This is a genomic window from Lacicoccus qingdaonensis, assembly GCF_900101075.1.
GTDB classification, from domain to species: domain Bacteria; phylum Bacillota; class Bacilli; order Staphylococcales; family Salinicoccaceae; genus Lacicoccus; species Lacicoccus qingdaonensis.
Window position 1 is genome coordinate 149,111 of sequence record NZ_FNFY01000003.1, and the last position, 25,816, is coordinate 174,926.

The 25,816-nt window shown below is 43.8% G+C and carries 28 protein-coding genes and 1 riboswitch; of the genes, 19 read left to right on the forward strand and 9 right to left on the reverse strand.

All coding sequences use genetic code 11. From position 1 onward, the window contains the following. The first annotated feature begins 211 nt into the window (after positions 1–211). From BLR15_RS03240 to BLR15_RS03270, 7 genes are all read left to right on the forward strand, one after another. On the forward strand, positions 212–1,615 hold the full coding sequence (locus BLR15_RS03240) for an anthranilate synthase component I (RefSeq protein ID WP_092984633.1): 1,404 nt from the start codon (positions 212–214) through the stop codon (positions 1,613–1,615). Beyond that, on the forward strand, positions 1,612–2,190 hold the full coding sequence (locus BLR15_RS03245; RefSeq protein ID WP_092984635.1) for an anthranilate synthase component II: 579 nt from the start codon (positions 1,612–1,614) through the stop codon (positions 2,188–2,190). Before BLR15_RS03240 ends, BLR15_RS03245 begins: the two co-directional genes overlap by 4 nt. Positions 2,191–2,269: 79 nt before the next feature. Beyond that, positions 2,270–2,527 carry a hypothetical protein gene (locus tag BLR15_RS03250; RefSeq protein WP_092984637.1) on the forward strand — a complete coding sequence of 86 codons (258 nt, stop codon included), beginning with the start codon at positions 2,270–2,272 and terminating at the stop codon, positions 2,525–2,527. Positions 2,528–2,622: 95 nt separating this feature from the next. Next, a complete protein-coding gene (locus tag BLR15_RS03255; protein ID WP_092984639.1) occupies positions 2,623–3,306 on the forward strand; it encodes a hypothetical protein in 684 nt (227 codons plus the stop codon). A 120-nt stretch (positions 3,307–3,426) separates the two neighbouring features. Further along, positions 3,427–5,574 (forward strand): DNA topoisomerase III, encoded by a 2,148-nt coding sequence (locus tag BLR15_RS03260; protein WP_092984641.1) that lies wholly within the window; start codon positions 3,427–3,429, stop codon positions 5,572–5,574. Positions 5,575–5,683: 109 nt separating this feature from the next. After that, positions 5,684–6,268: an STM3941 family protein gene (locus BLR15_RS03265; protein WP_092984643.1), complete on the forward strand. Its 585-nt coding sequence runs from the start codon at positions 5,684–5,686 to the stop codon at positions 6,266–6,268. 382 nt (positions 6,269–6,650) lie between these two features. Continuing rightward, complete coding sequence (locus BLR15_RS03270; RefSeq protein WP_092984645.1) at positions 6,651–7,088, forward strand: YaiI/YqxD family protein; 438 nt, start codon at positions 6,651–6,653, stop codon at positions 7,086–7,088. A 60-nt stretch (positions 7,089–7,148) separates the two neighbouring features. On the opposite strand, the gene BLR15_RS03275 is transcribed toward BLR15_RS03270, so the two are convergent. Continuing rightward, entirely contained in the window at positions 7,149–7,445 is a 297-nt protein-coding gene (locus BLR15_RS03275; protein ID WP_092984647.1) for a HesB/YadR/YfhF family protein, read from the reverse strand. A 238-nt stretch (positions 7,446–7,683) separates the two neighbouring features. After that, positions 7,684–7,784, forward strand: a riboswitch (SAM riboswitch). A gap of 80 nt (positions 7,785–7,864) precedes the next feature. Between BLR15_RS03275 and BLR15_RS03280 the strand changes: the two genes are divergently transcribed. From BLR15_RS03280 to BLR15_RS03305, 6 genes are all read left to right on the forward strand, one after another. Continuing rightward, complete coding sequence (locus BLR15_RS03280) at positions 7,865–8,962, forward strand: 5-methyltetrahydropteroyltriglutamate--homocysteine S-methyltransferase (RefSeq protein WP_092984649.1); 1,098 nt, start codon at positions 7,865–7,867, stop codon at positions 8,960–8,962. A 165-nt stretch (positions 8,963–9,127) separates the two neighbouring features. Further along, positions 9,128–10,342, forward strand: a complete 1,215-nt coding sequence (gene chrA / locus BLR15_RS03285; protein ID WP_092984651.1) for a chromate efflux transporter — start codon at positions 9,128–9,130, stop codon at positions 10,340–10,342. 15 nt (positions 10,343–10,357) lie between these two features. Further along, entirely contained in the window at positions 10,358–10,777 is a 420-nt protein-coding gene (locus tag BLR15_RS03290; protein ID WP_143003922.1) for a hypothetical protein, read from the forward strand. 25 nt (positions 10,778–10,802) lie between these two features. Beyond that, a complete protein-coding gene (locus tag BLR15_RS03295) occupies positions 10,803–11,585 on the forward strand; it encodes a Cof-type HAD-IIB family hydrolase (protein WP_092984655.1) in 783 nt (260 codons plus the stop codon). Between the two features lie 120 nt (positions 11,586–11,705). Continuing rightward, positions 11,706–12,173: a Dps family protein gene (locus BLR15_RS03300; protein WP_092984657.1), complete on the forward strand. Its 468-nt coding sequence runs from the start codon at positions 11,706–11,708 to the stop codon at positions 12,171–12,173. A gap of 178 nt (positions 12,174–12,351) precedes the next feature. Beyond that, positions 12,352–12,819 carry a Dps family protein gene (locus tag BLR15_RS03305; protein WP_092984659.1) on the forward strand — a complete coding sequence of 156 codons (468 nt, stop codon included), beginning with the start codon at positions 12,352–12,354 and terminating at the stop codon, positions 12,817–12,819. Positions 12,820–12,855: 36 nt separating this feature from the next. Here the strand turns inward: BLR15_RS03305 and BLR15_RS03310 are convergent, their stop codons facing one another. The 8 genes from BLR15_RS03310 to BLR15_RS03345 form a co-directional block, all read right to left on the reverse strand. Further along, a complete protein-coding gene (locus tag BLR15_RS03310; RefSeq protein WP_245696538.1) occupies positions 12,856–13,515 on the reverse strand; it encodes a metal-dependent transcriptional regulator in 660 nt (219 codons plus the stop codon). 28 nt (positions 13,516–13,543) lie between these two features. Further along, positions 13,544–14,638, reverse strand: coding sequence for a metal ABC transporter permease (locus tag BLR15_RS03315; protein ID WP_092984663.1), 1,095 nt, complete (start codon positions 14,636–14,638; stop codon positions 13,544–13,546). Next, entirely contained in the window at positions 14,635–15,507 is an 873-nt protein-coding gene (locus BLR15_RS03320) for a metal ABC transporter permease (RefSeq protein ID WP_092984665.1), read from the reverse strand. The genes BLR15_RS03315 and BLR15_RS03320 overlap by 4 nt, the downstream gene beginning before the upstream one ends. Next, the gene (locus BLR15_RS03325) at positions 15,507–16,232 is read right to left on the reverse strand and encodes a metal ABC transporter ATP-binding protein (RefSeq protein WP_092984667.1); all 726 of its coding nucleotides are present in this window, start codon (positions 16,230–16,232) and stop codon (positions 15,507–15,509) included. The genes BLR15_RS03320 and BLR15_RS03325 overlap by 1 nt, the downstream gene beginning before the upstream one ends. Before the next feature lie 10 nt (positions 16,233–16,242). After that, positions 16,243–17,166 carry a metal ABC transporter substrate-binding protein gene (locus BLR15_RS03330; protein WP_092984669.1) on the reverse strand — a complete coding sequence of 308 codons (924 nt, stop codon included), beginning with the start codon at positions 17,164–17,166 and terminating at the stop codon, positions 16,243–16,245. Between the two features lie 136 nt (positions 17,167–17,302). After that, complete coding sequence (locus BLR15_RS03335) at positions 17,303–18,856, reverse strand: BCCT family transporter (RefSeq protein ID WP_092984671.1); 1,554 nt, start codon at positions 18,854–18,856, stop codon at positions 17,303–17,305. Between the two features lie 83 nt (positions 18,857–18,939). Beyond that, on the reverse strand, positions 18,940–19,365 hold the full coding sequence (locus BLR15_RS03340) for a hypothetical protein (protein WP_092984673.1): 426 nt from the start codon (positions 19,363–19,365) through the stop codon (positions 18,940–18,942). Positions 19,366–19,381: 16 nt separating this feature from the next. Then, positions 19,382–20,104, reverse strand: a complete 723-nt coding sequence (locus BLR15_RS03345) for an SDR family NAD(P)-dependent oxidoreductase (RefSeq protein WP_092984675.1) — start codon at positions 20,102–20,104, stop codon at positions 19,382–19,384. Between the two features lie 126 nt (positions 20,105–20,230). On the opposite strand from BLR15_RS03345, the gene kynU reads away from it, so the two are divergent. From kynU to BLR15_RS03375, 6 genes are all read left to right on the forward strand, one after another. Next, entirely contained in the window at positions 20,231–21,496 is a 1,266-nt protein-coding gene (kynU, locus tag BLR15_RS03350; RefSeq protein WP_092984677.1) for a kynureninase, read from the forward strand. After that, positions 21,496–22,125 carry a cyclase family protein gene (locus BLR15_RS03355; protein WP_092984679.1) on the forward strand — a complete coding sequence of 210 codons (630 nt, stop codon included), beginning with the start codon at positions 21,496–21,498 and terminating at the stop codon, positions 22,123–22,125. Before kynU ends, BLR15_RS03355 begins: the two co-directional genes overlap by 1 nt. Further along, entirely contained in the window at positions 22,118–22,960 is an 843-nt protein-coding gene (locus BLR15_RS03360; protein ID WP_092984681.1) for a tryptophan 2,3-dioxygenase, read from the forward strand. The genes BLR15_RS03355 and BLR15_RS03360 overlap by 8 nt, the downstream gene beginning before the upstream one ends. A gap of 15 nt (positions 22,961–22,975) precedes the next feature. Next, positions 22,976–23,296, forward strand: coding sequence for a hypothetical protein (locus BLR15_RS03365; RefSeq protein WP_092984683.1), 321 nt, complete (start codon positions 22,976–22,978; stop codon positions 23,294–23,296). Positions 23,297–23,482: 186 nt separating this feature from the next. After that, positions 23,483–24,631: an NAD-dependent epimerase/dehydratase family protein gene (locus tag BLR15_RS03370; protein WP_092984685.1), complete on the forward strand. Its 1,149-nt coding sequence runs from the start codon at positions 23,483–23,485 to the stop codon at positions 24,629–24,631. A 28-nt stretch (positions 24,632–24,659) separates the two neighbouring features. After that, positions 24,660–25,790, forward strand: a complete 1,131-nt coding sequence (locus tag BLR15_RS03375) for a glycosyltransferase family 4 protein (protein ID WP_092984687.1) — start codon at positions 24,660–24,662, stop codon at positions 25,788–25,790. The last annotated feature ends 26 nt before the right edge of the window (positions 25,791–25,816 follow it).

A 25,816-nucleotide genomic window follows, 5' to 3' on the forward strand; every position in this document is an offset into this window, starting at 1 on the left:
CAGATGAAAATGAGTAGTTCAATATTTCATAGTTCCAGAAAGTCAGTGGTTGATGTGAACTGACATGGATATTGAATGAAGTGGGTTTTATCGGTGCAAAATTTTATAATCGTCAAGCGGGGATTTTATGAGTCCCAATTTAGGTGGTACCGCGTGTAAGCGTCCTATTGTGAGGATGCTTATTTTTTTATATTAAATGGAGGTAATTGGGATGGATATTATATATGAAACGTTGAATGCAGAGTTTACGCCGGAAGCACTGGCGCAGATGAGGGAGAAGAAAGCCATTTTCGAAAGTGCTTCGCAGCACGAGATGAAAGGCAGATACTCGATCGTCGCCTTTGATTACTACGGCAAAGTTTCACTCGACAGTGATACTCTGACCATCGAGTATCCGGACAGGATCTTCAGTAAGAGTGAAAAGCCATACGATGAGCTTAAGGTATTGCTTAACAAATACAAGGCGGATATTGAAGATCCGGTACTTGCGGAACTGCCGTTCGTTTCCGGTTTTGTCGGCAGCTGCAGTTTTGATCTGGTCCGTCATGCGTTTAAAAAGCTTCAGGAGATAGAAGTCGAAAATACGACGGACGACCTGCTTTTCTATATGGTGGAAAGCGTATATATCTTCGACCATTATAAAGAGAAGATCCATGTCATCACATCGAATCTGTTTTCAGGAATCTCCGCGTCAGCGCTCGAAGACCGTCTCAGCAATATGGTGGCAGACATCAAATCAATCAGACTGTATCATCCGGTAATCCCATTTGAGAATATTACCCGGGAAATAGAAACGAATATTACTGAAAGTGACTTTATAAAAACAGTGTCATATTTTAAATCACTGATCCAAAAAGGAGATATGTTCCAGGCGGTTCCTTCAAGACTATATAAGTACAAGCATGGTTTCGGAGAAAATAAAAATCCTCTCACTTTCCAGCTGTATAAAAACCTGAAGAGGCAGAATCCGAGTCCTTATATGTATTATCTGAATCTCGATGAACCGATCATTGTCGGCAGCTCACCTGAAAGTTTTGTCAAAGTGCAGAAAGGAAAAGTGGTGACGAACCCGATCGCCGGGACGATTAAAAGGGGTAAAAATGCCGAAGAGGATATTAAGAACGCTGAGATACTGGCAAATGATGAAAAAGAGCTCAGTGAACACCGGATGCTTGTCGACCTCGGCAGGAACGATGTCAACCGCGTAAGTGAACAGGGCAGTGTGGAACTTAACCGTCTGATGGAAATAGAAAGATATGAGCATGTCATGCATATTGTCAGCGTAGTGACCGGTGATGTGAAAAAGGATATTTCTCCGATTGATGTGGTGACGAGTCTTTTGCCGACCGGCACCGTATCCGGCGCACCAAAACTCCGTGCAATAGAACGTATTTATGAAGTGCGGCCCGAGAAGCGGGGAATATACTCAGGCGGAGTGGGCTATATCAACTGTGACCAGGAACTCGATTTTGCGCTCGCCATACGCACAATGCTGGTCGATGATGAATATGTCAATGTAGAAGCGGGCTGCGGTGTCGTTTATGATTCAGTGCCTGAAAAAGAGCTGGAAGAAACGAAATTGAAAGTCAAAAGTCTGCTGGAGGTGCACCCATGATACTTGTAATAGATAATTATGATTCATTTACCTATAACCTGGTCGATATGATAGAAGCATTTGATGAAGTGGTCGTCAGATACCCGGACGATGAAGATGTGCTGTCACTGGACATTGACGGGATGGTGATCTCCCCCGGCCCCGGTCACCCGCTGGACAATGAAAATCTTATGGATATCATCGAGAACTACAGGGACAAACCGATACTCGGCATATGTCTTGGATCCCAGGCGCTGACCACATACTACGGTGGTAAAGTCGTTGAAGGCACCGTCGTCAAGCACGGCAAGATGGATGAAATGAAAGTGGTCGGTGAGTCGGCATTGTACGATTCACTTGGTGAAACGATTGAAATCATGAGATACCATTCACTTATCAGTGAAAGGGAAACATTTCCCGTTGATCTGAAAGTGACTGGTGAAACTGAGGACTCCATCCAGTCATTTGAACATCTCGTCATGCCGCATTACGGCATCCAGTACCATCCGGAATCATTCGCTTCGGCACATGGTCCGGAAATCATCAGGAACTTCATCGGAGTGGTCAAGTCTCCGAAATTTACATCAGTGAGATGATGCAGAGGTCAATGATGTAATGGTATAATTTAATGGAGAGTGGAATACTTAACTTATATATGCTCAAGGAGAGTTAAAGATGGATTTTATGTCAATGGGATTACTGCTGCTTGTGCTGGCAGCAGGTTTTATAATTATCGCCCAGCGTAAAGAACTGCAGCACTTGAGAGAAGTCAACGGTAAGCTTCAGGTGGAAATCGGCCAGGATAAATGGATCAATGAAACAAGGGAAGTTGTGAAAAAGGATGGCCCGGTCAAAGCAGTGAAGTTTATCCGGGATGAAACCGGCATGTCGCTCGTCGATGCGAAAAAATTCGTGGATAAAGTCCGCAAGTAATATTACTGAAATCTATGTAATATAATTGCAATAGTATTTTATTCGTGTTATTTTAGCCTGACAATAAAGTTTGATATTCAGAAAGGGGATCTTTTATGAAAAAGGTAACTTTATTGAGCACTTTATTTGTCGCAGGCGCGTTGACGTTTACAGCAACCGGTGACACTGGACAGGCGGATGAAGAAGAAGGCGCAAAGACGGTTTGGGGAGAAACACTTCCTGCGGATACTGATCCGGATGGTGACGGCTGGGCAAATACTGGTTTTGATGTTGCCTGGATGTCAGAGGAAGCACAGGACAGAGTGGCAGATCTTACGGAAATGAGGGGTTCGGGAGAAATATCGCAGGTTGAGTACAACGAAAAAGTGGCATCAGTATTTCGTGAGCAACAGTTTAGCCAGATAGACGGACCCAATGAATATATTGAGCATATGGAAATTGACGTGACCAAGGAAAGCCTGGCGAGTCTGGCATTGAATTCCCCGGGTACACTTGATGCTGCACCGATACACGAAGAACCATATGACTATCAGTTCGTATATGGTGATTATGAATTCCACTTCTTTTATGACGGCTATGAATGGACATGGTCATACGAAGAAGTGAAAAATGATTTCACAGATGAAGAATTGATGTATCTTGCACACAACGATCCAGAAGTACTAAATCAGCACCCGGTGAAGGCGGGCAAGTATGATTTTAAATTATCGGATAAGAAGTATGTATATCACTTTGCATCCGATGGCGCAGAGTGGACATGGTCATATAAAGCGAAATAATATGAAAAACTGAATATGAAATATTAGATATGATATGCCGCGGGCTGCTGCCTGCGGTATGTTTTTTTGGATAAAACCAGTATAATTAAGTGATAAGAAGAACGAGAGAGGATGAATATTTTGGCAAAGAGTGTAGTACTTGCTGAAAAACCTTCAGTCGCACGGGACATTGCCCGGGTACTGAAATGCAGTAAAAAAGGAAATGGTTTTCTTGAAGGTAATAATTATATAGTGACGTGGGCGCTGGGGCATCTTGTGACGCTGCAGGACCCTGAACGTTACGACAAAAAATATCAGAAATGGGATCTGAATGAGCTGCCGATGCTCCCGAGTCCTTTGAAACTGACTCATATCCCGAAGACGACCAAGCAGTTCAAAGCGGTACAGACCCAGCTGAAAAGGAAAGACGTGAACGAAATCATCATCGCTACGGATGCCGGACGTGAAGGTGAACTCGTTGCGAGATGGATCATCGACTATGTCAAAGTCAACAAACCGATTAAACGTTTATGGATTTCCTCTGTAACCGACAAAGCAATTTCCGAGGGCTTTAAAAACCTCCAGCCGGGCAATAAATACCGGAATCTGTACCAGGCGGCAGTCGCGAGAAGTGAAGCGGACTGGTACGTCGGTTTGAACGCAACCCGTGCGCTCACGACAAAGTTCAACGCACAGCTGAACTGCGGACGTGTGCAGACGCCAACTCTCGGTATGATTGCGGCAAGAGATGAAGAAATAAAAAATTTCAAGCCGAAGACATATTACGGTCTTGAAGTGAACACGGATAAACTGAAATTCAAATGGAAGGACAAAAACAACTATTCGACTTTCAGTGAGGATAAAGTTGCAGATATCCATAAAAAGCTTAAAGCTGACAGTCTGAAGGTAAAAGATGTCACCAGAAAGAATAAGAAACAGTTCGCACCGGGACTATACGATTTGACCGAACTGCAGAGAGATGCGAATAAGATTTACGGCCTGTCCGCAAAAGAAACACTCCAGACGATGCAGAATCTGTACGAACGCCATAAAGTGCTGACGTATCCGCGGACGGATTCGAAGTTTATTTCCAACGATATCGTACCGACTTTAAAAGAACGGGTTCAGGCAAGCGGTATCGGCAACTTCCGTAAGGTGGCCACACAAATTTTAAGGTCGCCGATCAAAGGCAACGGCTCCTTCGTAAATGACAGTAAAGTCAGCGACCACCATGCGATCATACCGACTGAAAGTACAGTGCATTACAGTGATTTCAGCGAAAGGGAGAAGCGGGTGTATGATTTGGTGATCCAGCGTTTCATGAGTGTTCTGCTGCCGCCGTATGAATTTGAAGAGACAACCGTTACAGCGGAAGTGAATGGTGAAACACTGGAATCAAAATATAATCGTGTTTTGAAGCAAGGGTTCAAAGTCGTTTATAAAGAAGAGGCCGGAGGCAAGACCGTGGAAGTGAAAAAAGGAGAAGAGATGGCAGTACGGGGTGTCAATAAGACGACCGGTGAAACGACGCCACCGCCAAGATTCACAGAGGCATCACTGCTTCAGGCGATGGAAAATCCGTCGAAATACTTCAGCATGGATAAAGAGCACAAGAAGACACTGAGCGAGTCCGGCGGACTCGGTACCGTCGCGACCCGTGCAGATATTATCGATAAATTATTCAATACTTTTTATCTGGAGAAAAACGGCCAGGCGATTAAAATCACGTCCAAAGGCAGACAGCTTCTAGATCTCGCACCGGAAATCTTAAAGTCTCCTGTGACGACTGCAGTATGGGAAAAGCAGCTCGAACAGATTGAAAAGGGCCAGCTGGATAAACAGAAATTCATCGAAGACATGAAACAGCATACAAAGAGCATTGTCCGAGAAGTGAAGCACAGTGATAAGACATTCAAACACGACAACGTTTCGGGACGCGACTGCCCGGACTGTGGCAAACCGCTCCTTGAAGTGAAAGGTAAAAAAGGCAAGATGCTCGTCTGTCAGGACCGTGAGTGCGGCTACAGGCGCAATGTCGCGAAAATCACCAATGCCAGATGTCCAAACTGTAAGAAGAAGATGACACTGAGCGGTGAAGGCGACGGCCAGATATTCACATGTACATGCGGTCACAGGGAGAAACTGTCGGCTTTCAAAGCACGCAGGGATAAGGCGCAAAAAGGGAAAGTCGATAAACGCACAGTGAATAAATACCTGAAAAAAGATGAAAAGGAAGAACCGATCAACAACGCACTGGCAGAACAGCTGAAAGGTCTGAAATTTGATTGATGACTGATGGTGACGAATGAGGATTTCCGGGATGTTTATCTATAAATATAACGGGTTATCTGAGTCATATAGATTCATTTTATAACCATGAACATCAGGGGGAATTCTTATGACTGATACTGAAAACCTGCAGGAAGTGAAAATTGGGCAGAACAAGATCAAGCAGACTGTGATTGCCATACTCAGTTTCATAATGTTCGCACTCTCATTATTGTTTTTTATCCTGGGATTCAATGAAATGAATTGGCTGTTGATCATCATCGGTGTCATCGGTACGTTATTCTTCGGGTTTACAACATTTTACGCATTGAAACTCATAGTGACAGGCAAGCATATTTTAATCATGAATGAAGAAGGGTTTTATGAGTATTCAAGCGCAATATCCACAAACGACACATTGATTCCGTGGGATGAAGTGACGGATATCAGAATTATCCATGTGACATCTGAATACTTTGTTGCAGTATCTTTGAGAAATCCGGAACTTGCAAGTGATGCAAGAAGTGGATTCGGCAATTTGATGGCCAAGGCGAATAAAGGACTTGGCTATGCGGATGTACTGATCAGCCCAAAAACGGCAAAAGGAATCAGAGTGGATGAGATGGCAGGACTGATGCATGAGTACTGGCAAAATGCCCGTGGACCGGTTACTGAAGAAGATGAAGTGCAGTTGAAAGATATAGATCAGATTTAAAAGAGGCTCATGAGGGCCTCTTTATAATTTGGAGAATGGATCGATGGAATATATCAGGGTGAATTTTTATTGGCTCATCGCGTGTGCCGGGACGGTCCGTTAGGCTTCTAACAGCTCATCGCTTGTTGCGGGACGGACCGTTGGGCTTCTAACAGCTCATCGCTTGTTGCGGGACGGACTGTTGGGCTTCCAACGGCTCGTCGACTGTTGCGGGACGGTCCGTTAGGCTTCTAACAGCTCATCGCGTGTGCCGGGACGGACTGTTGGGCTTCTAACAGCTCATCGCTTGTTGCGGGACGGACCGTTGGGCTTCCAATGGCTCACCGCATGCTAACCGATGGGCCATTAACACTAAAAAATCAGAAAGGCAGGTGTACCTAAAATGAAAATCATAGTCGATGCGGATGCGTGTCCGGTGAAGGATATCATTTTCAAAGAAACTGAGGGGAAAGATATCCCTGTCACACTGGTATCGAGCATATCGCATTTTTCCAATCAGGACGTGCCTGCACATGTGGAGACCATCTATGTGGATGCGGGCCGGGATGCGGCGGATTTCAAAATCGTTGCTTTCGCATCTAAAGATGATATTGTCGTCACGCAGGATTACGGACTGGCATCGCTCCTTCTGCCGAAAGGAGTCAGGGTACTCCACCATAAAGGTTTTGAATATGATGATATGAACATCGATCATCTTTTACACACCCGCCATATCAGTGCTGCAATCAGGCAGGGCGGGGGCAGGACGAAAGGCCCGAAGCCGTTTTCGAAGGAAGATGGCGAGGCTTTCCGGAACTTATTCCGTGACAAAATCATGTAGTGTCATGATTGAAGAGACAGAGAAATCAAAATGAGGGCTGCTAAAAAGCAGCCCTCATTTTTACTGTTCTATATATTCGAACAAAACTTCGTCATTTTCATCATCATATTCGACTGATAAATCATGGCCATCAAAAAACCACAGGTCTGCTTCATTGATATAAAACTCAATACCGTCCTTTTCGTATTCCACAGCTTTTTTTCTGTCATCCTTATCCAGTGTAAAAGCAAGCGAATAACCTTCACGGATTTTACTGTCACCGTATATCTGGACAAGAAAGCGCACCTTGCTGCCGGATTCCAATTCGACTTCTTCTTTGAACCAGTTCAATGCATTGTCTGTAACTGTAAGTTTCATATCACACACACTCCTTAATGTTGATGGCAATCTGTCATTGTTTTCATCCTATAACTATTTATAGAAGAGTGCAAATATTTCGAGGTTTCTAATTTTATCCCGGTTAAAAAATATACCCACTTTTTTTAGAGGAATGCACACATGAAATGATTAAAGATTTGTTTATTTAAAAATTTTCTAATAAATCATTGACCTTATTTATCCCGAGTGATAGTATATGGATTAATTAAATAATACTTTCTTATCAAGAGAGGTGGAGGGACCGGCCCATTGAAGCCTCAGCAGCAGACCATTTATGGAACTGTGCTAATTCCTGGAGCGAAAGCTTTGAGATGAGAAGAGATGACGGACGTTATCCTCTTTTTATCAAAGATAAGAAGGGGATTTATTTATAATTAAAATATTTAGGAGCGGATAATATGACAAATGTAAAAACTGGACCTTTCAAAGCAGATCATGTGGGCAGCCTGCTCAGACCGGAACGGATTCACAAGGCACGTGAAGCATATAAAAATAATGAACTTTCATCAAGTGAACTATATGATATTGAAACGGAAGAGATCGCAAAAGTGGTCGATAAGCAGATTGAAGCGGGCTTGAAAGCTGTGACCGACGGTGAATTCAGACGCCGTTTCTGGCACACTGATTTCCTTGAAAATTTAAACGGTGTCGAAGGGTATGTACCTGAAACCGGCTATGCATTTGTCGGTGAAGAAACTGAGGCATGGGATGTGCGCAATAAAGGGAAGATTTCTTTCAATCAGGATCATCCGCATGTGAGGGACTTCAAATTATTTAAAGAGATAGTCGGTGACCGTGCTGTTGCCAAACAGACGATTCCGAGCCCGAACCAGTTGTTCAACGCAGGTATCAGAGACCTTGAATACTACACTGATATTGATGCTTATGCAGACGATGTCATCGAGACTTACAGAGATGCAGTGAAAGCATTTTACGATGCCGGCTGCCGTTATCTTCAGTTTGATGATGTATATATCGCAGGGTTGAATGCTGAAGAGCTGCCGTTCAACGACAGCGGTCTCGACAGGGAAAGACTGATCGACCTTGCACTGCGTGTCGTCAACGGCGTACTTGAAGACAAGCCGGAAGACCTTGTTGTCACGACGCACCTGTGCCGGGGCAACTACCGTTCCAAATGGGCCTTTGAAGGCAGCTATGCAAAAATTGCACCGGTACTGTTCGCCAAAGAAAAAGTCGACGGTTTCTTCTTGGAGTATGATGATGACCGTTCAGGCGACTTCCAGCCGCTGGATGAAATTCCGAATGGCGGGCCGCAGGTGGTGCTGGGGCTGTTCACATCGAAGCATGGCGAACTTGAGAGCAAGGAAACGATCAAGGCACGCATCGAAGAAGCGACTCAGTTCATCCCTTCAGAGCAGGTTTCGCTGAGCCCGCAGTGCGGCTTCGCTTCGACACACCACGGTAACATCCTGACTGAGGAGGACCAGTGGAATAAAATCAAATATATCGTCGAACTGTCTGAAGAATTACTGTAAGTGAAGTAGCCGGCATGCAGCACATTGAGTGCTGCATGCTTTTTTTGTGCTTCGCCGCCATACATTGCAGATGTTAAGAGTTTGTATAGAATTGTGATACGTATGGATTTATATATAAATTATTGGTAAATTTGAAGAAATCAACTTTATTATACGGAGGGAAATATGGCTCATCACCCAAACTCTAATGACAATTCTCAGTCAGGCGGCAATCTGATTGAAATATTACTGACCTCACTGCGTCTCGGGCTCACTTCTTTCGGCGGCCCGGTGGCCCACCTCGCTTATTTCAAAGAAGAGTATGTAAATAAAAAGAAATGGCTCGATGATAAATTATATGCTGATATCATTGCGGTTTGCCAGTTTCTGCCGGGGCCGGCAAGTTCACAGGTCGGCATCTCAATCGGCATGCTGCGCGGCGGCATACCGGGCGGGATTTTGTCTTTTCTCGGCTTTACACTGCCATCTGTTTTAGTACTGATCATTTTTGCACTGTTATATCAGACATTGGATTTGGAAGGTGCTGTATTCATCAATAGCTTAAAAGTCGTTGCTGTAGCGGTGGTGCTGCATGCACTTCTCGGCATGGGCAAAAACCTCGCGCCGGACATTCCTAGAATGCTGATGGCGATTGCTGCTGCCGGCATGATGCTGATCTATCCGAATGCATGGATTCAGATTTTGACAATACTTCTCGGCGGGCTTATCGGGTATTTCCTGTTTAAAAATAAGGCTGAAAATAAACTGGCCGATTTTAAATTCAATCTGACACGAAAAATAGGCATCATCTCATTCAGTACACTGATCGGACTGCTTGTATTTCTGCCGCTGCTCAGTTCACTGTTTGACAATCAGTATTTGAATATATTCGATATATTCTTCCGCGTCGGTTCCATTGTCTTCGGTGGCGGACATGTGGTCCTGCCGATGATTGAAAGGGAAGTGGTGCCGACCGGTCTCGTTTCAGCGGATGAATTTCTTGCCGGTTATGGTATGGCACAGGCGGTGCCGGGACCTTTATTTACATTTGCAAGTTATCTCGGAACGGTTATCCTGGGTACGACGGGCGGAATCATCGCAACAATCGCAATGTTTCTGCCGTCATTTCTGCTTGTCATGAGTGCATTGCCGTTTTTAAATCTTCTGAGAGGCAATAAAAACTTCCAAAGTGTTCTGATGGGGGTCAATGCGACTGTCGTCGGCATTCTGCTTGCTGCATTCTACGACCCGGTATTTATAAGCGGAATCAATTCAGGCAGAGATTTCTTCCTGGCATTGTTATTGTTCTTCCTATTATATAAAATGAAGGTACCCGCCTGGATGATAGTTATTCTTGGAGTTGCCGCAGGATATCTATTACAATTGCTGCCGGGACTTTAGTTTTTAAGGATAGGAATGAAACTCTTGTATATCATATTATTTTTATTATTTGCAGGCTTGGTCATCAAGTCGTTCTATACCCATTACTTTTCAAAGAAAAAGCGTTACTTCGCTTTTGATGACTCACGATATCGTGAAGAAGATGATTTTCTGAAAATACATGCGCTCAATATCGGGAAACTTGAACGGGTGTTTTTATATTTGATGCTTGTTACTTACCTTGCCGCTTTGGCCGTATTCATCTTTACCGACCATCCGGCCGCAATATGGATACTTGCGACGGTATTGGCGTGGCAGTTTGTACTGAGTATGTTCATCGACTTGAAACTGTACTCTGCATTTCATGATAAAGGACATCTGTTCATGGTGATCGTGTGGCTGATACTGATTGTGGTGTTATATTTTGGGCTGTCAAGATTTGATATTTACGCATAATTTATGATTAGGAGCGGTGCTTGATATGAGTAATCAGAAAATAATATTCTTTGATATAGACGGAACACTTTACAACAATGAAAAGGTCGTACCGGAATCCACTAAAGATGCCGTAAAGGCGGTCAAGGATGCAGGACATATCGTAGCCATTGCGACCGGCCGTTCACCGTTCATGTATGAAGATCTTCGTAAATCACTGGATGTCAACACGTTTGTCAGCATGAACGGCAACTACGTAGTATATGAGGATGAACTGATCTACACAAACCCTCTGAATGCGAAGCGGCTTGAGGATATTACCGCAGTCGCCATGGAAAATGACCATCCGCTCGTATATCTGGATGATAAAAATATGTTGTCCAATATGCCCGAGCATGAATACATGACTGAAGGGATCTCAACATTGAAGCTCGGCTTCATGCCCGGTCATGATCCAAAATATCATATCAACCGTGATATTTACCAGACACTGCTGTTCTGTACCAAAGAAGAAGAAGACCATTATAAAAGGCATTTTGATGATTCATTCCAGTTCATCAGATGGCATGCATACTCGATGGATATTTCACCGAGAGACGGCTCGAAGGCTGAAGGTATAAAAAAGGTCGTCGATAAGATGGGTTTCAACATCAATGATGTATATGCTTTCGGCGACGGTCCGAATGATATAGAAATGCTGCAGTATGTGCCGAATAGTTTTGCCATGGGCAATGCACAGGATGAGATTAAAATGCAGGCGAAACATGTGACTAAAAGCGTTGAAGATAACGGAATCATGCATGGCCTGCAATCTGCGAATCTGATTTAAAGTGTAAATCTGTCATGTTTATCACCGGGATTATGGGGAAGATGTATAGTGTTACAGATCAAGTTGTCTATAATGCTTTTAATTGAATAGTAAAATCAATTATTTGAGAAAGGTGATTTCATGGTACAGATTACAGAAAAGAACAGAGTCATTGAGTCATTGAACAAGCAGCTGGCGAACCATACAGTGTTGTGGGGCAAACTTCACAACTATCACTGGTATGTGAAAGGACCACATTTCTTCTCATTGCACACGAAGTTCGAAGAACTGTATGATTCCACCGGAGTAATAGTGGACGATATTGCCGAAAGAATTTTAGCCATCGGCGGCCAGCCGATCGCCAAACTGAAAGAAGCACTCGAGGAATCAAGCATTGACGAAGGTGAGTATGGCTTAAGTGCAGAGTCGATGGTCAAACAGCTTGTGGATGATTATGATGTCATTACAGCAGAACTGAGAAGCGGTGTGAAAGAAGCAGAAGATGCAGGTGATGATTCGACTGCAGATATGTATATCGCCTATATCCAGGGCATAGAAAAAGATGTCTGGATGCTGCAGGCGTATCTTGGCGAAGATGTCTCAAAATAATGATTGAAAAGGTCCCTGCGGACAGAAGCTCTGCAGGGATTTTTATATGGTTCAGAAGCAATGTCATCCTACGGAAACTTATTTATAATAATTCTAAATAATGTTGCGACAGCATTTTTAATATGGTATAGTATACACATAAGTTATTTATAATAATTCTAAATAAGGAAGTGGTTTCATGGTACAGATAACTGAAAAGAACAAAGTCATTGAATCATTGAACAAGCAGTTGGCGAACCATATCGTTTTATGGGGCAAACTTCATAACTTCCATTGGTATGTTAAAGGTGCACATTTCTTTTCACTGCACACGAAATTTGAAGAACTTTATGACTCGACTTCGGTCATCGTTGATGATATTGCAGAGAGAATTTTAGCCATCGGCGGACAGCCGGTCGGCAAGCTGAAAGAAGCGCTCGAAGAATCAAGCATTGATGAGGCGGAATACGGCCTGGACGATCAAGCGATGGTCGGACAGTTGATAGAAGATTATGAAGTAATCATTGCAGAACTTAGAAGTGGTGTGAAGGAAGCTGAAGATGCTGGCGACGACTCCACAGCCGACATGTACATTGCCTACATTCAGGAGATCGAAAAGAACAACTGGATGCTGCAGGCATACTTGGGAAATGATGTTTCAAAATAACAGCAGTGAAAAAGGAGGAGCAGATGCTCCTCCTTTTTAAATTGGTTCAACGAACAGATAATTTCCCAGTGAAATACTGATTTGTATTTCCTTATCTTCTTCAGCTGTGAGTGTAATCAGATCGATAGATGAATCTATGTCAGTGACTGTAATGCGGTCACCTATATTCAAGTGTTGATTTTTAAAGTATTTAAGCAGTTTTTCTTCATCGACAATCCTTGAAATGACGACTTCAGTCCCGGCTTTTGCTTCGGATATCGTAAAGGTGTAATCTTCCTGCATATCCATCAGATCGATCTTTATCGCTCCACCGTGCGGGCAGTATTCTGGATAACCCAGGTATGACTCGAGTTTATCTGCGACATCATCGCTTGTAGTATGTTCGAGCAGCTCCGCTTCAGCATGTACATCCTCTATATCAAATCCCAGTTTCTCAAATAAAAATACTTCCCACAACCGGTGCTTTCTGATGATTTCTTTCGCATACTCCGTCCCTTTGTCTGTCAGGATACTGCCTTTATAAGGGGTATATTCCACCCATTCAACTTTTACCAGACTGTTCATCATTTCGGTCACTGTCGGCGGGGAAATATCCAGCCGGTTGGACACTTCTTTGTTGGATACCCGGTTGAAGCGTCCGCCAAGCTCGAAAAGCACTTTAATATAATCTTCTTTAGTCGGGCTCAAATCATCCACCTCTTCGTTATCATAATATGCTGCATCATCAGTAAGGTGTCAACTCATATTTTATACGTGAATAATGCGTAAACTCTTCACCGCGCAGTGTCAGCATGTAATGCTCGTCGGTTTTTACGATATATCCATCCACTTCGAGCGTCTCCAGCTGGTTTTCAGTTTCAGACCGGCTGAGGTTGAAGTGTTTCGATATTTCATCCAGTGAAATCGTTTCATGTTCATCCTCGCTCATCAGCATCAGAATCATTGCATGCATGAATTCTTTTTTCTGACGGCGTTTCTTTATTTTAAGAATGATATAGCCGTCAGGCTTGAATAGAAACACTGTCATGAAAATTAAAAATGCGACAGCAGCAGTGGCACCGGACATTGACAAGTCCATATTATAGCCGATCAAATAGCCGAGTGTACTGTTTAAAACTGCAATGAAAGCAGTGAGAAATATCATATGGCTCAGCTTTTTCACAAGCAGATAAGCGGTGAGCACCGGCGCTACAAAGAAATTGATGACAAGTATGGCACCGACCGCATCAAAAGCGACGACTGCGGTCACGGATACAAGCGTCATCAGCATATAGTAGATCAGTGTCGTGCTGAAGCCGATGACATAGGCAAATTTAGGGTCGAATGTGGAGACTTTGAGCTCCTTATAGAACAGTGCGACAAAACCGGTGTTGACGATCAGTAACAGACCGAGCTGCCACAGTGCCCTCGGGATGCTGAACCCGAATATTTCTATTCTGTTGAGCGGTGCAAATAAAACTTCGCCTGCGATGACGACATCTATATCCAGATGGACGTTGTCGGCATATCTGGATATTAAGATGATTGCAATCGCAAAGAGAGCTGTAAAGACGATGCCGATCGAGGCATCATTTTTAATCAGGTTTGTCTGGTTGATCAGCTGGATGAGATAAACGGTCAGTACGCCGATCAGCGCCGCACCGATAATCAGCCATGGTGAACGGATATCCTGTGTGATGAAAAACGCAAGGACGATGCCGAGCAGTATAGTATGGCTGATGGCATCAGTCGTCATGGCCTGGTTTTTCAGAACAAGGAATACCCCCAGCACGCTGGTTGCAAGCGAGGCGATGATCAGTACGAACAGAACTTCTATCATGATGACTCACCCCGCACTTTCATAATTTGACGTGTGACCAGGCCTTTTCTGCCAAACAGCATGGATATAAGCACAAATGCGCTGAGTACCAGGATGATTGAAGGCCCTGTAGGGAAACCTGCAAATGCCGTACTGATATAAGTGCCGGTGAATGCCGCAGCCGCACCTGCCAGTCCGGCGATGAGGGTGACGATATTAAACCGGTTGGACCACATCAGGCCGATGACGCCGGGTGCGATTAAAAGATTAACGATCAATATTGCACCGACAGCTTTTAAACCGACAGCAATCAATAATATGGTCATTGATAAAACAAGAAAATTGATCAGGGACGGGTTGATACCGACAGTCGAACTGTAAATGGGATCAAAAGTATAAATCCGTATCTGATGATAAAAGATGATGAATAATAAAAGACTGATGACTGAAGCGATCAGTATCAGATAAACGTCCAACCGCAGCATATATGCGGCCTGCCCGAATATATAATCATCGATGCCCTGCGTATTATGGAATGAAGGGTTGCCCTGGACGAAGCTTTTAAGTGCCATTCCTAACCCGAAAAAAGATGACAGAATCAACGCAAGTGCACCGTCCAGAGTGATTTTTGAATGACTGGTGATCGCCTGGATGAAGAAAAACGCAATGACACCAAAAATGACGGCACCGATTGTCAGCGACAGTGTATCTGTGACACCGACAATCATAAAGGCGAGGATGATTCCGGGAAATGTCGCGTGACCGATGGCGTCACCGATCAGACTCTGCCCCTTGATGACACTGACAGTCCCGATGATTCCACTCGCAAAAGACAGCAGCGTTGTACCGATGGCGACAATTAGAAATGTATAACTTGTCAATAGTTCCATTATCTCACCGCACTGACTTCGTTGTATGCTTTATCGATATTTTCTTCCGTCCATACTTCACTGATTTTCCCGCCTGCGAAGATGGTTTTATTCATGATGATGACATGGTCAAAGTATTCTTTTACCGTGTCCAGATTATGGTGGACGACCAAAAATGTCTTGCCCTCTTGCTGCAGGGATTTGATTGTTTTGATGATCAGTTTTTCCGTTGTAATATCGATGCCCTGAAGTGGTTCGTCCATAATATAGATGTCAGCGTCCTGGCAGATTGCGCGGGCGAGAAAGACACGCTGGCGCTGGCCGCCGGAAAGCTCGCTGATCTGACGGTTTCTGAATGCTTCCATCTTCATTTCCCTGAGAGCGGACATGGCAATTTTATGATCATTCTTATTCGGGCGTTTGATCCATCCTTTATGCACATATCTGCCCATCAGCACTACATCGAGCACCGTAGTCGGAAACTCCCAGTTCACTTCCCCCTTTTGAGGTACGTAGGCAACATCCTTCAATGCTTTTTTACTTTTTGAACCGTTAATCTGGATTTCGCCGGATACCGGTTTTATCAACTGCATAATCGACTTGATCAGCGTCGATTTGCCGGCCCCGTTCGGACCGACGATTGCTGTGATGCTGTTTTTCTGCAGCGTCATGTTGAGATGCCATATTGCCGGCTTCTCATCATAGGCAACGATCAGATCTTTTACTTTTATAATATCTTCAGTCATAACAGAGCTCCTATTTTAAATTGTCGACGATCAGGTCGATATTGTGTTTATACATACTGATGTACGTGTCGCCGGGTTCGCCGCGGGGTGCGAGCGAGTCGGACAGCAGCGTCTGATTTTCTCCGCTGATGATTTCCACTTCGACACCTTCTGATGCAACGATTTCCTGCAGACGCTTCATACGGTCAGGATTTGTTGTGGATTCGAGAAATATCGCGTTGATATCACGTTCGGCAATCAGCGCTGCCGTATTTTGAATCTGGTTGTTCGATACTTCAGAGTCGGTGGAGAAACCCTGCGGTGCATGTACATCTATATCATAGCTTGCAGCCATATAGCCGAATGCGTCATGGGGCGTAATCAGAATACGTGATTCCCGGGGCACTTCTGCGATGCGTTCCGACACATAATCATCCAGCTCATCCAGTTCCTTAAAATAAGCATCCAGATTATCCTGATAGGCTTTTTCGCCGTCCGGGTTCATCTCTGTCAGTATATTAAATACGTTTGTCATGGCTTCCTTGTACAGATCTATATTGAACCAGAAATGCGGATCGACTTCAGCACTGCCTTCCTCTTCCATCGTTTCAAGGGATGAAGTATCAAGGTCATCAGCGACAGGTATGCCTGTCTCAAGCAGATCTATCATGCGGCCTTCAAAGTTCAATCCCTGGTATAAAATAAAATCCGATTCATTTATCTTTCTCAGGTCACTGGCTTTCGGCTGGTATACATGAGGATCTTCGCCGGCAGGGATGATGAGTTCAATATTGAAATAATCGACATCTTCTTCAAGTACAGACACCATGTCATATAAAAAAGTTGTTGTGACAGCAATCTGGGTTCTGTCATCCGTTTCGGCACTGTCACTCTGAGCGCCGCATGCTGTCAGAAATACAGCTGAAACTACGATGAATAATAGCATTTTTCTCATCAGTAAACCTCTTTCCAGTGAATGAATATATCAGTCAATTTAACGTTTAGGATACCCTAAATATTAAATTTAGTCAACTCTAAAAAACGGCTGCAGCGGTATGCCATCCGCTGCAGCCGTTTAAAGATATATCGGTTTAATCGTCTTTTCTGATGTTATACTTCCATGCTTTATCCTTATCCATCATTTTGATTGCTGCATATATCAGAATGAACTGAATCGCAATGATCGGTATGCCCATCATTCCCGAGATGACCTCGAGAGGGGCGAGTCCGCCGATCTGCATGAGCGTCAGTGCAAGCACAGTGATGATTAAAGATACGAGAATACGTACAAATTTGGACGGATCCTGCTCACTCATATCATTTTTACTTGTGTAGGCTGCAATGGTAAATGTCGTCGAATCCAAAGTTGTCGTCAGGAATATTAATGCGATAATGATGAACAGTACCATTACGATGCCCGATAAAGGCAGAGTTTCCAAAATGTCCGGAATGATTGAAACCGGGTCATTTTCAGCTGAAAGCGAAAGAGCATCAAGCTGGCCGTTCAGCTGACGGTGTACGCCGATGCCGCCAAGTACGCCTGTAGCAATCCATGAAAGAGCGGTCGGTGCGACCAGATAAGTAAGAATCATTTCTTTTACAGTCCGGCCTCTTGATATTCTTGCGGCAAAAAGGCTGTGCAGCATTGCCCAAGTGGCATTATAGGCAAACCAGAAAACCAGATGGTTTTTAATGAAGGCCGTCTGTTCGACTACAGTTGATTCAGTGAAGAATGAAAAAGTTAAATAATTGGATAACAGATGACCGACTGTATCAGTAAAGAAATCCATGATAAATATTCCCGGGCCGACAATCAGTACAAAAACTGCAAAAGCACCGGCCATGTACATGTTCATCACACTCAGGCGCTTTATACCTTTGTCAATTCCCACATACGCACTGATTGAAAATAAAATGACCCAGATGACAGTGACAATCAGAGTCATGGTAAATGTCACTTCGGTATTTAACAGTGATGCCAGGTTGGAAGTGATGATCGGCGTACCGAGTCCGAGCGTTACCGCTGCACCGGATAAAATACTGACCAGAAATAAAATATCCAGCAGTGTACCGCCGATGCCGTCAGTGAATTTATCACCGAACAATACTCTTGTCGCTTCCGAAATACGCATTTTCGGTTTCTTCTTTACATGAATGATATAGGCGATTGCCGGTGCCGCCATGACAAATATTGAAAACGTCTGGAAGCTCCAGATGAACATGGAATAGGAGTTTCCCCACAACATCGCCTCTGGACCGCCCGCTTCAATACCGACAGGCGGATTGTTGGCAATCTCCGTCCACTGGATCATGCCTGTCCTCATAATTGTCGAACCAAGGCCCATGGCAATCAGCAGACAGGAGTATTGGAACAAAGTAAAATCAGGTTTTTCGGCCGGATCGCCCAAAACAACTTTTCCGTATTTTGAAAAAGAAAGGTACAACCCGATAATAAGTAAAATATTTGCATACCAGATGTATCCCCAGCCAAAATTGGTCACAATTGCATCGAATATCTGGTTGAGTAATTCAAGTGATTCCGATTCATATAACGCAAAGGGGATACTAATGATCAAAATAATGATGACTGCCGGAATCAGAATCCTTTTATCTATCAGGTTCCAGCGATTACTATTTCCATTCACATTCTACACATCCTCTGTATATGAAATTCACATATAAGTGTAACATAAAAAGCACGCCAGAATAAGCGTGCTTTCACAGCAAATCATTTTTCCAACAGTGCTTCTTCTTCATCCCGTGAATGAATTTCGTTCACGATGATGATCGAACTTGAAAAATCAACAAGTTTCTGGAAATCCTTCTCCTCATTTTCAAGTTCTTTCTTCATCAGGTCAACAATGATTTTCATCAGATCATGGTCACGGATCAAATGCTGAACTTTGTCGTGAAGATCCGGATTTTTCTTGACTGCCAGTGTGTAAAGGCCGCCTTTTTCCTCTTCGGTGTCGGCATGGACGATGATTTTACCTTCTACGAATTCTATGAATGAAGTGATTTCTTCGGTCAAATTTTCATATTTTTCCTTGGCAAGCAACTCCCTCATGCCTTCAATTCTTTCTTTCGCACCGCCAAGTCCTGCGTCATGAATTGCCTTGTGGGAATCGAATTTCTTTAAAGCCGGTCCTACCATTTTAAAATCCCCTCTCTCAGTCTTCTTTTGGTAATGGGTTTGTCGCCCACATTTCAGTATTTTTAACAAATGTACGCGGATGAATCTTTAAATTGTTCACGATGATATCTGCAATATCTTCAGGCTGGGTCATGGAGTCTTCCTGCAGGCTGTTGTTGCCGATCAGAGCAGTATTTACCGCAGAAGGTGTCAAATAGGACATCCGTATATTATGTGGTCTCATTTCCTTGAGGAGACCTTCGGTCATTCCGATGACAGCGAACTTTGTTGCAGAGTACAGAGAGCCGCCCGGACCTGAACGCAGTCCTGAGACTGAAGCGATGTTGACAACATCCCCGCTGTCCTGTTCCACCATCGATGGCAGGACGGCTTTTAACATATGATACATTCCGAAGACGTTTACCTGCATCATCTTTTCAAAATTTTCCGTTGTGGACTCTAAAAAAGGTCCACTGCCCATCATGCCGGCATTATTGACCAAAATATCAATTGAACCGAAATCTGTGGAAATCTTTGATACAGCTGCTTTGACATCTGCCTCATCGGCAACATCCGCTTTTACGGACATGATTTTCACACCGGTGCCTGAAAGTTCTTTTTCAGCAGTGCCCAGTGCGTTCTGATCCCGTCCAATGATTGCGACATTCACGCCTTCATTGGCAAGGCCTAAAGCAGTATGGTAGCCGATGCCCCGGCTGCCGCCTGTAACAATTGCATTTTTACCTTGTAAACTTTGCATATAAACGCTCCTATCATTATTTACTGTCATTGTATCAAAGGGCGGCCTATCAATCATTGATAAAGCATTTGTATTTATATAAAATAAAATTAACAGGATATAGACAATGACGGGGGAGATAATAAGATGGAGAAGTGGCTGGAAGCTGCACAGGAATATGACAGAAAAGACACTATTCAGAAATACAGACAGGAATTTTATCTCGGAGAAAATATACATTATATGGACGGAAACTCTCTCGGTCTGATGAGCAGGCGTGCCGAGCAGTCGGTGCTGGATGTTTTGAATGACTGGAAGACGCTCGCAATCGAGGGGTGGACAGGCGGGGAAAGACCGTGGTTTTATATGTCGGAAGAGATTGGCGGATACATGGCATCGCTCATCAATGCAGATAAGGAAAATGTGCTGGCCACAAATTCAACGACGACGAATATCCACCAGACGGTCAGAACGCTTTATCAGCCGACAGAATCGAGAAATAAAATTTTAGTGGATGAGCTGAACTTTCCGTCAGATATATATGCGGTACAGGCTGTCCTTGATGATCACGGAAATCCGGACAGCATGCTGAAAGCGAAAAGCCGCGACGGTCATACTTTAAAAACTGAAGACATCATTGGCCTTATGGATGAATCAGTCGCCCTCATACTGCTGCCGGCAGTTTTATACAGAAGCGGACAGGTTCTGGATATGGAGAAATTGACGGAAGCGGCACACGAAAAAGGAATCATCATCGGTTTTGACTTATGTCATTCAATCGGTGCAATTCCCCATCATCTGGAGGAGTGGGATGTCGACTTTGCCGTATGGTGCACTTATAAGCATTTAAACGGCGGGCCGGGTTCTGTTGCCGGTCTGTATGTCCACCCGAGACACCACCATCTGGGAGTATCCCTGAAAGGCTGGTTTGGAAATGATAAAGAAAGCCAGTTCGACATGAATCACGAATTTGACGCAGCAGCGGATATCAGCCAATATCAGATCGGCACGCCGCACATCCTGTCCATGGCGCCGCTGCTCGGGGCACTTTCTTTATTCAACGAAGCGGGAATGGATGAAATCAGAAACAAGTCACTCAACCTTACTGATTTCATGCTGGAAATACTGGATGCGGAATTCAAAGAGTATGATATGGAAGTGGTGACACCGCGCGGTCATGAAGAACGCGGCGGCCATATACTGATCGGCCACAAACATGCAGCGGGCATCAATGCCGCCTTAAAAGCAAAAGGTGTCATACCTGACTTCAGGGCACCGAGCTATGTACGTATTGCACCGGTTGCACTTTATAATACTTTTGAAGATGTTTATCATACGATGAAAATTTTAAAAGAAATCATGGAAACGAAAGAATATGAAGACTTTGATAATAAGCGGGGTGTGATCGCATAATGTGGATCGATATTACCCAGACACTGACGAATGACATTGCACACTGGCCGGAGGACACCCCTTTCAATTACGAAGTGCCGGTGACTAAAAAGGATACAGGTTCCGTCAATATTGGAAAGATTACAACGAGCACACATATAGGGACGCACATTGATGCACCTTTCCATTTTGATGATGAAGGGGAAACAGTTGATTCATTGGATATCGGCCGTTATATCGGAGAAGCAACGATAATAGAAGTGTATGATCAGGAAGAAATTACAGAAGCTGTGCTTTCAGAATACGATATTAAAGGGACTATTCTGCTTGTGAAAACGCAGCGTACTTATAAGCCGGGTATTTTTCCAGAAAAAGTCCCTGTCCTGAATGAAGAAGCGGCTGGATATATTGCCAGTCTCGGCATCAAGTTATTTGGCATTGATGTTCCATCCGTCGATGATATTGATTCCAAAGATTTAAAGATTCACCATACACTTTATGACAACGATATCATGATCATAGAAAATGTAGTATTGAGTGAAGCGCCGGGCGGTTATTATGACTTTATCGCTTTGCCGCTTAAAATAGAAGGTGCAGACGGCTCGCCGGTGAGGGCTGCCGTCAGAAAAAGGGGGAGCTTGAATGGCTGAGTATCAGGATAAGACTTTGAGCGGGGAAAGTGTTAAGACAGACTTTCAAAAAGATATGACGTACGGGGAATATTTGTCGCTGGAGCAGATATTGACTGCGCAGAATCCATTGTCGGATGAACACGATGAGCAATTGTTCATCATCATCCACCATGTATCGGAACTGTGGATGAAGCTGATGATTCATGAACTGAATTCAGCTATAGAAGATATCAGCAAAGATGAATTCAGGGTCGCTTTCAAAAAGCTGGCAAGGGTGGCGAATGCGCAGAACCAGATCATTTCTTCATGGGACGTGCTGTCAACATTGACGCCGAGCGATTATTTGAAATTCAGGGATATACTGGCGAATGCCTCAGGTTTCCAGTCATATCAGAACCGTATGATGGAATACTGTCTTGGATTCAAGACGACTCATGCATTGAAAATATATGAGAAAGATCCGGAAGTGTATACGCGTCTGAAGGAGCAGCTGGAAAAACCAAGCATATATGACGAAACGATCAAGGCGGTACACCGGGCAGGGTTTGATATTGATGAAGCGGTCCTGAACCGTGATGTTACACAGGATTATGAACCGAATGACTCTGTGAAAGAGGCATTCAAACAGATATATCTTAACTCTGACGAGCATTTTGAATTGTATGAACTGCTGGAGAAGCTGGTGGACATAGAAGACAGGTACAGCCAGTGGCGATTCCGGCATATGAAGACTGTACAGCGGATCATCGGCTTCAAAACAGGTACGGGCGGCAGTTCAGGGGTGAATTATTTAAAAAGAGTGATAGACAAATATTTTTTCAAGGAACTGTGGGATTTACGCACAGAATTATAATGAGGAGGAAGAGCCGTGGCAGAGTTTGGGCAGACAAACATTTTTGATGATGTCATTAAAGAGGATGAAACGTTTGTAATCGTTGTGCAGGAAATCATCGATGAACCGGGCGGGCTTCAAAAAAGGGTGCTGCGTGAGTACCCGAGTCTCAATATGGATCAGATGAAAAACCTGTTCGGGCATCTGAAAGATTTTTATATGGAAGAAGAACTGTCTGAAACAGGCAAGTATTTTGATATTACAGTATATACCAATGAAGATTATGCAGGGGAAAATATTTATGCACACATCAAAAGATACAGAAACAGCAAGGACTGGACAGCCACTACAAAATAAAAGCCGGTTTCCGGCTGGAGCAAACTTGTATCTGCTTATTCAATATTAATATTTACCTGATATTTACAAAGACATAACATGTTGTAAAGATAGAATAATTTGTTAGTCAGAGGAATAATACTTATAATAGAAGTGTATACATAAGTATACTTAAAAATTATACGAAGTGAATCGGAGGATGTTCAAATGAGAATTATTGTAGCTGGAGGAGACGGTTTCTGCGGATGGCCGACTGCACTCTATTTATCTGAAAAAGGTCATGAAGTTACTATAGTAGATAACCTAGTTAGAAGAGAGTATGACAAAGAGCTTAATTCTAACTCAGTTACACCTATTGCATCACTGGAAGACCGTGTTGCAAAATGGAAGGAATTGACTGGAAAGGAAATCAAGGTTTACGAAGGTGATTTAAACCATTATGACTTCCTGAGCCTTGTATTCAAGCAGGAAAGACCTGAAGCATTTGTTCATTTTGCGGAACAGCGTTCAGCACCATACTCCATGATAGACAGAGAGCACGCAGTATATACACACGAGAACAATGTTATTGGAAACTTGAATGTGCTGTATGCCATCAAGGAATTTGAACCGGACTGCCACTTGATCAAATTGGGCACAATGGGTGAATACGGACAGCCTAACATCGATATCGAAGAAGGGTATATCGAAGTTGAACATAAAGGAAGAAAAGATGTTCTTCCATTCCCTAAACAGCCGGGTTCTTTCTACCACCTGACAAAAGTGCATGACACGGACAATATCATGTTCGCATGTAAAATCTGGGGCATCCGTGCTACAGACTTAAACCAGGGTGTCGTCTATGGTCTGAATACGGAAGAAACATTGAAAGACCCTGTGCTTGTAAACCGTTTGGATTATGATGCGATTTTCGGTACCGCTCTGAACCGTTTCCTCACTCAGGCTGCAATCGGACATGATATTACAGTATACGGCTCAGGCGGCCAGACAAGAGGCTACCTTAATATTAAAGATACTGTCCGCTGTGTTGAAATTGCGGCTGAAAACCCTGCAGACCGCGGTGAATTCAGAGTGTTCAACCAGTTTACAGAGTCATTCTCGGTTCTGGAACTTGCACAAAAAATTCAGAGTGTTGCAAAGGGCCTTGATATAGACGTGGAAGTTTCAAATGTCGAAAACCCGCGTGTTGAAAAAGAGGAGCATTACTATAATGCGGTCAATACAGCATTGATTGATCTGGGTCTCGAACCCCATCTTCTGACTGATGAAGTGCTTGAAGAGATACTTACGTATTCACTGCAGCATAAAGACAGAATCATCGTTGATAATGTGCTGCCGAAAGTGACCTGGAAATAAGAGTTTAGAAATGTGGAGGCAGTAACGGATGAAGATTGCGATTGTAACAGAAACATTTTTACCGTCAACCGACGGTATAGTAACAAGGCTTAAAAAGGCAATCGAATACTTTTTAGGTGAAGGCCATGAAGTGCTCGTCATCGCACCGGACCTTGGTGTGACGGAGTACAAAGGAGCGAAAGTGATTGGTATAAAACCAGTCACTTTCCCTTTTTACAGGTATAGAAAATGGGGTTTCCCATCACGTAAAGTGCATCATGAGCTGAAGAAATTTGAACCGGATGTCGTCCATGCAGTGAACCCGGTGCTCCTCGCGACGAGTGCTGTTACAGCAGCCAGGAAGCTGGATGTCCCGCTCGTTTCTTCCTATCATACTCATTTGCCCAAGTATTTGGATTTTTATAAAATATATAAGCCGGCCAAACCATTGTTATGGTGGTATATCAGAAGGCAGCATAAAAATGCGGATATCAATCTGGTGACTTCAGAAACGATAAAGAAAGAACTCGATCAGGAAGGTATCGAACGTCTCTCTGTCATCCCCCGTGGCGTCGACGTTGAAAAGCGCCATCCAAAATTCAAAGATGCAGATATGAGAGCGCGTCTGACGAATGGTAAGCAAGAGAATAAACTTCTCGTATTCATCGGAAGGCTGGCAATTGAAAAAGAAATACATAAACTTTTACCGATGCTTGAAAAACGGACTGATATCAGTCTCGCCATCATCGGTGACGGTCCTGCAAGAGATGAACTTGAAAAAGTTTTCGAAGGCACAGGGACGGTGTTCACCGGCTTCCTGCACGGTGAAGAGTTGTCAAAAGCCTATGCATCCAGCGATGCTTTTATTTTCCCAAGCATCTCGGAAACACTGGGGCTGGTCATTTTGGAAGGCATGGCGTCAGGGCTGCCGATCATCGCAGCCAAAAGCGGCCCGACCATGGAGCAGGTTTCACATGAAGTAAATGGCATGCTGTATGAAAATGAAGACCTGGACAGTCTGTTGGATGCAGTCGAGGTCATCGATGAAACAGAGAAGTTCAGAGCAATAAAAGAAGAGGCCAGAAAAGAAGCGCTGAAGTTTTCATGGGACAACGCCTCCAAAAGATTGCTGGATTACTATAAAGATGCAAGAGACCACCATTCGGTGGGCAGAAGTTAACAGTCAATAACTGTAAAGGAGTGATT

Excerpts from the sequence above, each read along its gene's own strand:
- BLR15_RS03240 (WP_092984633.1), top strand. The coding sequence starts at position 212 with ATGGATATTATATATGAAACGTTGAATGCAGAGTTTACGCCGGAAGCA.
- BLR15_RS03245 (WP_092984635.1), top strand. The coding sequence starts at position 1,612 with ATGATACTTGTAATAGATAATTATGATTCATTTACCTATAACCTGGTC.
- BLR15_RS03250 (WP_092984637.1), top strand. The coding sequence starts at position 2,270 with ATGGATTTTATGTCAATGGGATTACTGCTGCTTGTGCTGGCAGCAGGT.
- BLR15_RS03255 (WP_092984639.1), top strand. The coding sequence starts at position 2,623 with ATGAAAAAGGTAACTTTATTGAGCACTTTATTTGTCGCAGGCGCGTTG.
- BLR15_RS03265 (WP_092984643.1), top strand. The coding sequence starts at position 5,684 with ATGACTGATACTGAAAACCTGCAGGAAGTGAAAATTGGGCAGAACAAG.
- BLR15_RS03270 (WP_092984645.1), top strand. The coding sequence starts at position 6,651 with ATGAAAATCATAGTCGATGCGGATGCGTGTCCGGTGAAGGATATCATT.
- BLR15_RS03275 (WP_092984647.1), bottom strand. The coding sequence starts at position 7,445 with ATGAAACTTACAGTTACAGACAATGCATTGAACTGGTTCAAAGAAGAA.
- BLR15_RS03280 (WP_092984649.1), top strand. The coding sequence starts at position 7,865 with ATGACAAATGTAAAAACTGGACCTTTCAAAGCAGATCATGTGGGCAGC.
- chrA (WP_092984651.1), top strand. The coding sequence starts at position 9,128 with ATGGCTCATCACCCAAACTCTAATGACAATTCTCAGTCAGGCGGCAAT.
- BLR15_RS03290 (WP_143003922.1), top strand. The coding sequence starts at position 10,358 with ATGAAACTCTTGTATATCATATTATTTTTATTATTTGCAGGCTTGGTC.
- BLR15_RS03295 (WP_092984655.1), top strand. The coding sequence starts at position 10,803 with ATGAGTAATCAGAAAATAATATTCTTTGATATAGACGGAACACTTTAC.
- BLR15_RS03300 (WP_092984657.1), top strand. The coding sequence starts at position 11,706 with ATGGTACAGATTACAGAAAAGAACAGAGTCATTGAGTCATTGAACAAG.
- BLR15_RS03305 (WP_092984659.1), top strand. The coding sequence starts at position 12,352 with ATGGTACAGATAACTGAAAAGAACAAAGTCATTGAATCATTGAACAAG.
- BLR15_RS03315 (WP_092984663.1), bottom strand. The coding sequence starts at position 14,638 with ATGATAGAAGTTCTGTTCGTACTGATCATCGCCTCGCTTGCAACCAGC.
- BLR15_RS03320 (WP_092984665.1), bottom strand. The coding sequence starts at position 15,507 with ATGGAACTATTGACAAGTTATACATTTCTAATTGTCGCCATCGGTACA.
- BLR15_RS03325 (WP_092984667.1), bottom strand. The coding sequence starts at position 16,232 with ATGACTGAAGATATTATAAAAGTAAAAGATCTGATCGTTGCCTATGAT.
- BLR15_RS03330 (WP_092984669.1), bottom strand. The coding sequence starts at position 17,166 with ATGAGAAAAATGCTATTATTCATCGTAGTTTCAGCTGTATTTCTGACA.
- BLR15_RS03340 (WP_092984673.1), bottom strand. The coding sequence starts at position 19,365 with ATGGTAGGACCGGCTTTAAAGAAATTCGATTCCCACAAGGCAATTCAT.
- BLR15_RS03345 (WP_092984675.1), bottom strand. The coding sequence starts at position 20,104 with ATGCAAAGTTTACAAGGTAAAAATGCAATTGTTACAGGCGGCAGCCGG.
- kynU (WP_092984677.1), top strand. The coding sequence starts at position 20,231 with ATGGAGAAGTGGCTGGAAGCTGCACAGGAATATGACAGAAAAGACACT.
- BLR15_RS03355 (WP_092984679.1), top strand. The coding sequence starts at position 21,496 with ATGTGGATCGATATTACCCAGACACTGACGAATGACATTGCACACTGG.
- BLR15_RS03360 (WP_092984681.1), top strand. The coding sequence starts at position 22,118 with ATGGCTGAGTATCAGGATAAGACTTTGAGCGGGGAAAGTGTTAAGACA.
- BLR15_RS03370 (WP_092984685.1), top strand. The coding sequence starts at position 23,483 with ATGAGAATTATTGTAGCTGGAGGAGACGGTTTCTGCGGATGGCCGACT.
- BLR15_RS03375 (WP_092984687.1), top strand. The coding sequence starts at position 24,660 with ATGAAGATTGCGATTGTAACAGAAACATTTTTACCGTCAACCGACGGT.